Genomic DNA, 7,656 nt, shown 5'->3' on the forward strand with positions numbered 1-7,656 from the left:
GTCTCCAAATTCATCATTAGCTACTTTACAGGAATAAAAAGTTTTTCCTCCTAGTTGACTAATTGCCACTATTGTGTTTGCTGCTGAACCTCCACTACTCTTATGGCAATGAAGATTTTTGAGATTTTCCAAAATATGATTTTGACTGTCTTCATCTAGGAGTGTCATTACACCTTTATCAATCTTTAACTGTTGTAGTAACTCTGGAGATACTTCGTATTCTATATCTACTAAGGCATTACCTATACCATAAACATCATATTTCTTACCCATTGTTTATCTCCGAGAATAATTTTTGTCTGACTTGAACAGAATTGATAATAACAGATAGAGAGCAGATAAAAGTTGCTTGGTCATAATTTCGTAGACCCGCATTTTTTCAAGCTACCAAAAGTGCATTTAACGCTGAAATAGCGCGTCATCCCTTGCGAATCCTGATTGCTACAGATGCAGCACGGGAGGGGGTGAACCTGCAAAACAATTGTGCTGACTTGTTCCACTTTGATGTGCCGTGGAACCCGTCAAGGATGGACGGATTGACCGCAAATTACAGCGATCGCCTGTTGTCCATTGCTACTACTTTGTCTTACCGCAACGCACAGAAGACAAAGTATTGGATGTACTGGTGCGGAAAACAGCCACGATTCAACAAGAACTTGGTAGCCTTGCACCAGTCGTTGAAAGAAATGTGTCGCGCTTACTGGCTAATGGAATTCGCCATCAAGAAGTAAATAATCTTACCGATTCGATTAATCAGGCACAACAACTCAATAACAAGGAAACAGTAAACACGCAAGTAATTAATGAGGAACTGGAGCAAGCCAGAGTACGCTAACAGGATTTGACTAAATAAGTTGAGCAGTTACAAGAAATGTTGAAAGACTCGCGGGATTGGTTGGGACTAAATGACAATCACTTTCGTAATGCTATCTCTGCTTCTTTAGAAATTCTGGGAGTTCCAACACTGACACCTGTAGATGTGAATGAGGTTGCTAATAATCCTGTAACTGCTCGTTGGACAATTCCGGCTCTCGACCAGTGTACTGGTTTCGACTTTTAAAACATCCTCTTAAACAGCGCTTCAATTCCAGAATGCGATCGCGTGATGAAAGTCAGTCATGCAAAGCTTTTACCTGTTTTCGGAGATTTTTAAGACGTATGTACTAATAAATAGCGATCGCACTGTGCCAGTTGCGTAAGTCCTGTTTCATATAAAAATCTTGTTGTTAATGCTGTTGCTAATGGTGCGAATTAGCCAACAAGCGCAAGAGTGTCACTACCAAATATAGCTAAATCTAATTTATGATCGCGCCGCTCTAATAAAGGTTTTCTTATACCCTACCTTCCGAAACTATGTACCTACCAAAAGAATGATTGTATGGCTTTGAGTATATGCCCACCGATATAATTTTTGCTCACTATCGGGAAATTTCTATTGACCACCAGTCACCTCCAAGTTAAACCCGGTTATATAACTTGCTTCGTCGCTCATCAAAAACGTTACCCCATTTGCGACCTCTGCCAAACTTCCCAAGCGTCGCATTGGCACTGAATTAATCATCTGTTGCTCAACTACCTTGGAATCAACATCAAAGTACTGAGAACCCGCTGCTGCTTGCAATTCTGTTTGCCGTGTCCACATAAAACCGGGGCCGATCAGCGCCGGAGACAGTGCATTTACTCTGATGCCGTAGGGAGCTAAATCTTTCGCTGCTGTCTGAGTCATTCCAATAACTGCAAACTTAGAAGCACTATAAGCTAACATATTTGGCGGTCCGATTACGCCTGCATAACTTGCCATGTTAACGATCGCACCTCCACCTGCATCACGCAAGTGCTGTGCAGCTGCTTTAAGAATGTGGAAAACACCGACAACGTTAATGTTGATCACCTTTTGAAAGTCGTCTTCAGGATATTCGTCGGTCTTGGCAAACACTCCTTGATAGCCTGCATTATTAAATACATAGTCGATCCGCCCAAGCTGCTCTACAGCCTCAGTAAAGGCTTTGCCAACATCATCAATAGCTGTAACATCACAGCAAAATGTGCCGACTGGAACGTTGTAACTTTTTAGTTCTTCGGCCACATTTGCCATCTTCGGTTCATTCAAATCTAGCAGGGCTATTCCTGCCCCATTAGCAGCAAAACGGTGTGCAGTTGCCTTGCCAATATCTCCCGCACCGCCCGTAATTAGGATGGTCTTACCTGCAAACTGATAGGTTGCTTTTGCTGTCATATTTTTAACCTTTTATACCATTTTGGATTTTGGATTTTAGATTGGGAATCGCCTTCTATGTCCTGGCTGTATGAATCCTGGGATTAATTGAAGAATTGTTGCAAATGCCCATGATTGAAATGGGATTGGTATGATTTCTATTATTGAGCTTTTGCCCAAAAATAGAGCATAAAATCAAAAATTTATTTCATTCGGTTTTTTTACTTTAAAGGAGTCATGCGATGCGTATCTTCCGCTTCGCTAAAGTGCTGGTTGCATTTCTCGCTGGAGTGATGCTGGTGCAACTTCTATATGCTTGTTCACCGCGATTGCAAGCCGCAGAGAAAACTAGACTGATGATCCCCACTGTTAATAATGGCAACATGGTGGTGATGCAAGGGCTTTCTCGCAAATTTGAGTCAGCTAATTCTGATATTTAACTCTGATGGGTTGTGCTGGAAGAAAATGTATTGCGCCAACGCACAACTACAGATGTTGCTAGCTAAGGTGGGCAGTTTGATGTTATGACGATCGGTTCTTATAAAACACCAATCTGGGCTAGGCGGGATTAGTTAAAGCCCTTGGATCAACTAGGCGAATATGATGGAGATGACCTGCTCAAACCCATACGAGAAGGGCTTTCCAACAATGGCAAACTCTATGCTGTACCATTCTATGGGGAAAGTTCCATGCTCTACTACCGAAAAGATTTGTTTGATCGCGACGGTGAAGCCATTCCCAAAGTTCATCGTCACTACCTAACCCAAAATGAATCTCATGAACAGCGATATCAGCACAGACTCAGCAATCAAGTTGAATGAAGCATATCTGTCCCATTTAGGAAATAACGTTCGCGTACCCAATTACAATCGCCATCAAATCACTAATGGTATTGTCCATATCGGTGTTGGTGGGTTTCATCGGGCACATCAGGCTTTATACCTGGATAATTACTTCCATCAAAATCCCGGCAGTGAATGGGGAATCTGCGGGGTTGGTCTACTAGAATTCGACAAACGGATGCGGGATACACTGAAAAAACAAAATTGTTTGTATACCCTAGTTGAAAAGTCACCATCAGGCGATCGCGCTCGTGTGATTGGATCAATTACCGAATATCTATTTGCACCAGATAACCGCCAAGCTGTGATTGACACCTTAGCAGATCCCAAATGCCGCATCGTTACCCTCACCATTACCGAAGGGGGCTACTACTATGTTGAAGGTAGCGGTGAATTTGATGCCAATCACCAAATAATTCAGTACGATTTGCAGCATCCCGATCAGCCAATTGGAGTATATGGCTTTTTGACAGCAGCTCTTAATCGCCGCCGTCAACAGGGAATAGCACCATTTACCGTATTGTCCTGCGACAATTTGCAAGGTAACGGCAACATTGCCCGCAAAATGTTGACCGCATTTGCCCAAATGCAAAACCCGGAATTGGGGCGTTGGGTTGCTGAACAGGTTGCTTTTCCTAATTGCATGGTCGATCGGATTACCCCCGCCACAACCCCAGCAGATATCAAAATGGTGGCAGAACAGTTTAACATCGATGATGCCTTTCCAGTTGTTGCTGAACCGTTCCTTCAGTGGGTAGTGGAAGACAATTTCAGCGCAGGTAGACCGGATTGGGAATCAGTTGGAGTTCAGATGACCAGCGATGTTCATCCTTACGAGATGATGAAAATCCGACTGCTCAATGCCAGTCACTTGTTGATTGGTTATCTCGGCTCTTTGGCAGGCTACACTTACGTTCATGAGGTGATGGCAGATCCGTTAATCCGGCAAGCCGTCGATAATTTGATGGCAGAAGTTACGCCGACACTGCAATCTGTACCGGGGATTGATTTAGACGATTACAAAAAAACTTTAATTGAACGCTTTGCCAATCCTAAGATTCGCGATCAATTGCCGCGTCTTTGCCTCAATAGCTCCGCCAAAATGCCAAAATTTGTTTTAGGCTCAGTTCGTGACGCGCTACGCAAAAATGTGGCAATTGATTACATGAGCTTAACCGTTGCTGCTTGGTTTCGTTACCTGAATGGACTTGATGACCAAGGTAACTCTATTCCCATTGATGACCCAATAGCAGGTACTTTAACTCAACTAGCTCATTCTAGTGGTTCCGATGCCAAACCATTGCTCAACCTGACTGAAATTTTTGGCGATTTATCGCTGTCGCCTTTTGCCGATACGGTTGCAAACAATCTACGCAAATTGTATGAGTTTGGAGCTAAAGAAACATTAGCCCGATTGTTAGAGAAAACTTAACCAGATGAAAGCTGCTAATTTCCAAGGCGGAAGTTTTATTTCCGCCTAGTACTTACGCATTGACAAAAGCACAAACTTATGGAGAGTATGTCTCCTGTTTTCTGTACGCAGGTATGGAACCATCAGAAAGCGACTGAAAGAAAGCGCAGTCAGTGGTACCCGGCTGAAGCCGCTAGTGATGGGCTACAGTTACTAGAGAGTGAGTTCAATCATCAAGTATCAGAAAATTATCAGGAGCAAATGATGGCAGGCAAATTAGATGCAAAAGTGGCAATTATTACAGGTGCATCTTCGGGAATTGGGGCGGCGACGGCGATCGCTCTTGCAGAAGAAGGCGCACACGTGGCGATCGCGGCTCGTCGAATCGAGCGATTGAACGAAGTTGCACAAAAAATTGAAGCGGTTGGGGGAAAGGCTTTACCGATTGTCACGGATGCCAGCGATGAAACCCAAGTTAATGATCTGGTGCAAAAGGTCAACACAACTTTGGGACGAATCGATATTCTTGTGAATAATGCCGGCATTGGAGGATTGGGAACGATTGAGGATAGCGATCCAGCAGAGTGGCGGCGACAGTTCGACCTGAACGTTTTGGGATTGCTGTATGCGACTCATGCAGTTTTGCCTATCTTCAAAGCACAGGGCGTAGGGCATGTGGTCAATCTTTCATCCGTTGCCGGACGGATTACACGGGCGGGCATGGGTGTGTATAGCGCCACAAAATGGGGCGTGAATGCGATTTCAGAAGCTCTGCGGCAGGAAGTTCACAAACACAATATTCGCGTCACCATTATTGAACCCGGTCTGGTTGCCACCGAATTTATTGACAACATTAGCGATCCCGCAGCAAAACAGGCGCTCGAAGCCCGTTTCAAAGCCGTCACTCCCCTGCAACCGGAAGATATTGCACGGGCGATCGCTTATGCCGTTACCCAACCACTTCACGTCAACGTGAATGAAATTTTAATTCGACCAACGCAACAGGAATAGAACTTCTGCCTTGACAAAAGCAAGAATTTATGAGTTCTAAGTTTCTTGTCCTCTGTACGCAGGTATCGAACGCTTCAGTTCGACCACCAAGCCCTCTGCTGCTGAATGTGACCTAAACACCTACACCTGGTTTGTAATCGCTGAACCCAAGTATGGGGGCTGTTGTCGCAGGAGCAGAGTTATTTGAAGGTTTCAGGACTTACGCAAAATTATAACGAACCGCATAGACGCAAAGCGGCTACTCTTACGAGAACGTCTAAAGGCGAAGCCGCAGGGTAGGACATAAAGGAAAGAGGGTTTGAGAGACTTTTTTTGTAAGTCCTATAGGATTGAGAATTTAGGAGGACAATTGACCGATATCGTAGTTGGTTTAGACTTGGGTACAGGAGGAGTACGGGCGATCGCAGTTAACCTGCAAGGGCAAATTATCGCTCAAACAACCAGAAGCTATCCCTTGTTCACTCCACAACCCGGTTGGACGGAACAAAACTCATCGGATTGGGTCGAAGCAAGTTTGGATGCTCTGTTAGATGTTACTCAACAGTTAGACGGATACCAAGCGATAGCCCTCGGTTTGTCTGGACAAATGCATGGCATGGTTCCTCTCGACGCCCAAGGTAAAGCGATCAGACCAGCAATTTTGTGGAATGACCAGCGCACAGGTAAAGCTGTTGTTGAGATTGAAGCCACGATTCCCCGTCAGGAGTTGATCCAGCGGACTGGAAATCCGGCAATTACAGGATTTCAACTGCCAAAGCTTCTATGGTTGCGGGCTGAAGAACCACAAGCCTATGCTCGGTTGTGGCAAATTCTTTTGCCAAAAGATTATCTGGGATATGTGTTAACTGGCGAGTCAGTGACAGAACCATCTGATGCGTCTGGTGTCGGGTGTCTGAATCTGGCGAATCGGCAATGGGATACAGATATTCTCCATACTCTCGATATCAACCCGGCGTTATTCCCCCCAATCATCGAATCTACCGCGATCGCGGGACGGCTAAAATCAGAAATAGCCGCCCGCGTGGGATTACCTGTGGGATTACCTGTGATCGCAGGCGGAGGTGACAATGCAGCAGCAGCTTACGGTTTAGGCATCTCATCAAGCAACCTGAACCGGGGTAGTTTAAGTATTGGTACGTCAGGAGTTATCTTTGTAGCGTGCGATCGCCCAATTCCCGATCCAGAAGGCCGGGTACATTTGTTCTGCCATGTAGATGGTGGCTATCATTTCTTGGGAGTAACGCTGGCAGCCGGTGGTTCTCTACAGTGGTATCGAGATACATTTGCACCGCATATATCCTACACCGATCTCATGGATATGGCAGAGCGATCGCAGCCTGGTGCCCGTGGTCTCCTATTTCTGCCTCACCTTTCAGGAGAACGCAGTCCCCATCTCGATCCAGATACTCGGGGTGCTTTAGTGAATTTGTCATTAGCCCATATGCAGGCAGATATAATTCGTGCCGTTTTGGAGGGGGTTGCATTCAGCTTGCGGTCAGCCTTGGAAGTTATTAGCGCGATCGCTCCTGTTCATCAACTCTTGGCAACGGGTGGAGGGGCACGCTCTAACATTTGGTTACGAATTTTAGCAGATGTTTTGCAAACAGAACTGATTGCTCCCAAAGCCGAAGAAGGAGCGGCTTACGGAGCAGCTCTTTTGGCAATGGTGGGTGTTGGTGCTTACCCTAATTTAGAAGCTGTATTGAAAATAGTACCGCAGGATAGCCATGTGGTACCACAGGCAAATCCTTTATATGAAGCAGGGTTTAATCGCTACAAGCTACTTTACGATACCTTGAAAATTGTTCGTTAAGGAACATTATACTGCCTATTACCACAATCAAAGCGGCACTCCCAGAAGCGGTCAGTCTAATATCAGCCACTTACAGGGGAATCGAGTGGCACAGCCAGTTGTCAAAAAAATGTGAGTTTTGAATTACAGATGTTATGGCGATCGCTACCACTGCGAGTTTTGTTAGGGGTCTGCCGAAAGGTAGAGTCTAAAAAATGCGCCAGAGTCTTAAAGCTATTACTAATTACAACAATAATGTTGCACTAAGCGGGTAGATGCGATGTAAAAGCGATTTGTTTGAGTCGATGGCGGGTGTTATCCCGCGCACCTCTCAGTTAGATCCGTGCGTACCCGTTTCCGTGTACACGGCTCCCGATGTTCTTAG

General features: G+C 45.2%; 9 protein-coding genes. 7 read left to right on the forward strand and 2 right to left on the reverse strand.

Features of this window, described 5'->3' with window-relative positions; translation table 11 throughout:
• Positions 1-273, reverse strand: a 273-nt coding sequence (locus tag V7K21_RS30440; protein ID WP_335179825.1) for a PfkB family carbohydrate kinase, incomplete at its 3' end; no start/stop codon positions are given.
• A gap of 238 nt (positions 274-511) precedes the next feature.
• Here V7K21_RS30440 and V7K21_RS30445 point away from each other — a divergent pair.
• Positions 512-835 (forward strand): hypothetical protein, encoded by a 324-nt coding sequence (locus V7K21_RS30445; protein WP_335179827.1) that lies wholly within the window; start codon positions 512-514, stop codon positions 833-835.
• A gap of 36 nt (positions 836-871) precedes the next feature.
• Positions 872-1,060, forward strand: coding sequence for a hypothetical protein (locus V7K21_RS30450; RefSeq protein WP_335179828.1), 189 nt, complete (start codon positions 872-874; stop codon positions 1,058-1,060).
• A gap of 372 nt (positions 1,061-1,432) precedes the next feature.
• Here the strand turns inward: V7K21_RS30450 and V7K21_RS30455 are convergent, their stop codons facing one another.
• A complete protein-coding gene (locus V7K21_RS30455) occupies positions 1,433-2,236 on the reverse strand; it encodes an SDR family NAD(P)-dependent oxidoreductase (RefSeq protein ID WP_335179830.1) in 804 nt (267 codons plus the stop codon).
• Positions 2,237-2,457: 221 nt separating this feature from the next.
• Between V7K21_RS30455 and V7K21_RS30460 the strand changes: the two genes are divergently transcribed.
• From V7K21_RS30460 to xylB, 5 genes are all read left to right on the forward strand, one after another.
• A complete protein-coding gene (locus tag V7K21_RS30460; RefSeq protein WP_335179832.1) occupies positions 2,458-2,655 on the forward strand; it encodes a hypothetical protein in 198 nt (65 codons plus the stop codon).
• A gap of 141 nt (positions 2,656-2,796) precedes the next feature.
• Positions 2,797-3,036 (forward strand): extracellular solute-binding protein, encoded by a 240-nt coding sequence (locus V7K21_RS30465; protein WP_335179834.1) that lies wholly within the window; start codon positions 2,797-2,799, stop codon positions 3,034-3,036.
• Complete coding sequence (locus tag V7K21_RS30470) at positions 2,993-4,489, forward strand: mannitol dehydrogenase family protein (RefSeq protein WP_335179836.1); 1,497 nt, start codon at positions 2,993-2,995, stop codon at positions 4,487-4,489. The genes V7K21_RS30465 and V7K21_RS30470 overlap by 44 nt, the downstream gene beginning before the upstream one ends.
• Positions 4,490-4,576: 87 nt before the next feature.
• Positions 4,577-5,479: an SDR family NAD(P)-dependent oxidoreductase gene (locus V7K21_RS30475; RefSeq protein ID WP_335179838.1), complete on the forward strand. Its 903-nt coding sequence runs from the start codon at positions 4,577-4,579 to the stop codon at positions 5,477-5,479.
• Between the two features lie 349 nt (positions 5,480-5,828).
• Positions 5,829-7,292: a xylulokinase gene (xylB, locus tag V7K21_RS30480; protein ID WP_335179839.1), complete on the forward strand. Its 1,464-nt coding sequence runs from the start codon at positions 5,829-5,831 to the stop codon at positions 7,290-7,292.
• The last annotated feature ends 364 nt before the right edge of the window (positions 7,293-7,656 follow it).

Origin of the sequence: Nostoc sp. (assembly GCF_036919595.1) — a bacterium.
Taxonomy (GTDB): Bacteria; Cyanobacteriota; Cyanobacteriia; order Cyanobacteriales; family Nostocaceae; genus Nostoc.

Excerpts from the sequence above, each read along its gene's own strand:
- V7K21_RS30460 (WP_335179832.1), top strand. The coding sequence starts at position 2,458 with ATGCGTATCTTCCGCTTCGCTAAAGTGCTGGTTGCATTTCTCGCTGGA.
- V7K21_RS30450 (WP_335179828.1), top strand. The coding sequence starts at position 872 with ATGTTGAAAGACTCGCGGGATTGGTTGGGACTAAATGACAATCACTTT.
- V7K21_RS30455 (WP_335179830.1), bottom strand. The coding sequence starts at position 2,236 with ATGACAGCAAAAGCAACCTATCAGTTTGCAGGTAAGACCATCCTAATT.
- V7K21_RS30475 (WP_335179838.1), top strand. The coding sequence starts at position 4,577 with ATGTCTCCTGTTTTCTGTACGCAGGTATGGAACCATCAGAAAGCGACT.
- V7K21_RS30470 (WP_335179836.1), top strand. The coding sequence starts at position 2,993 with ATGAACAGCGATATCAGCACAGACTCAGCAATCAAGTTGAATGAAGCA.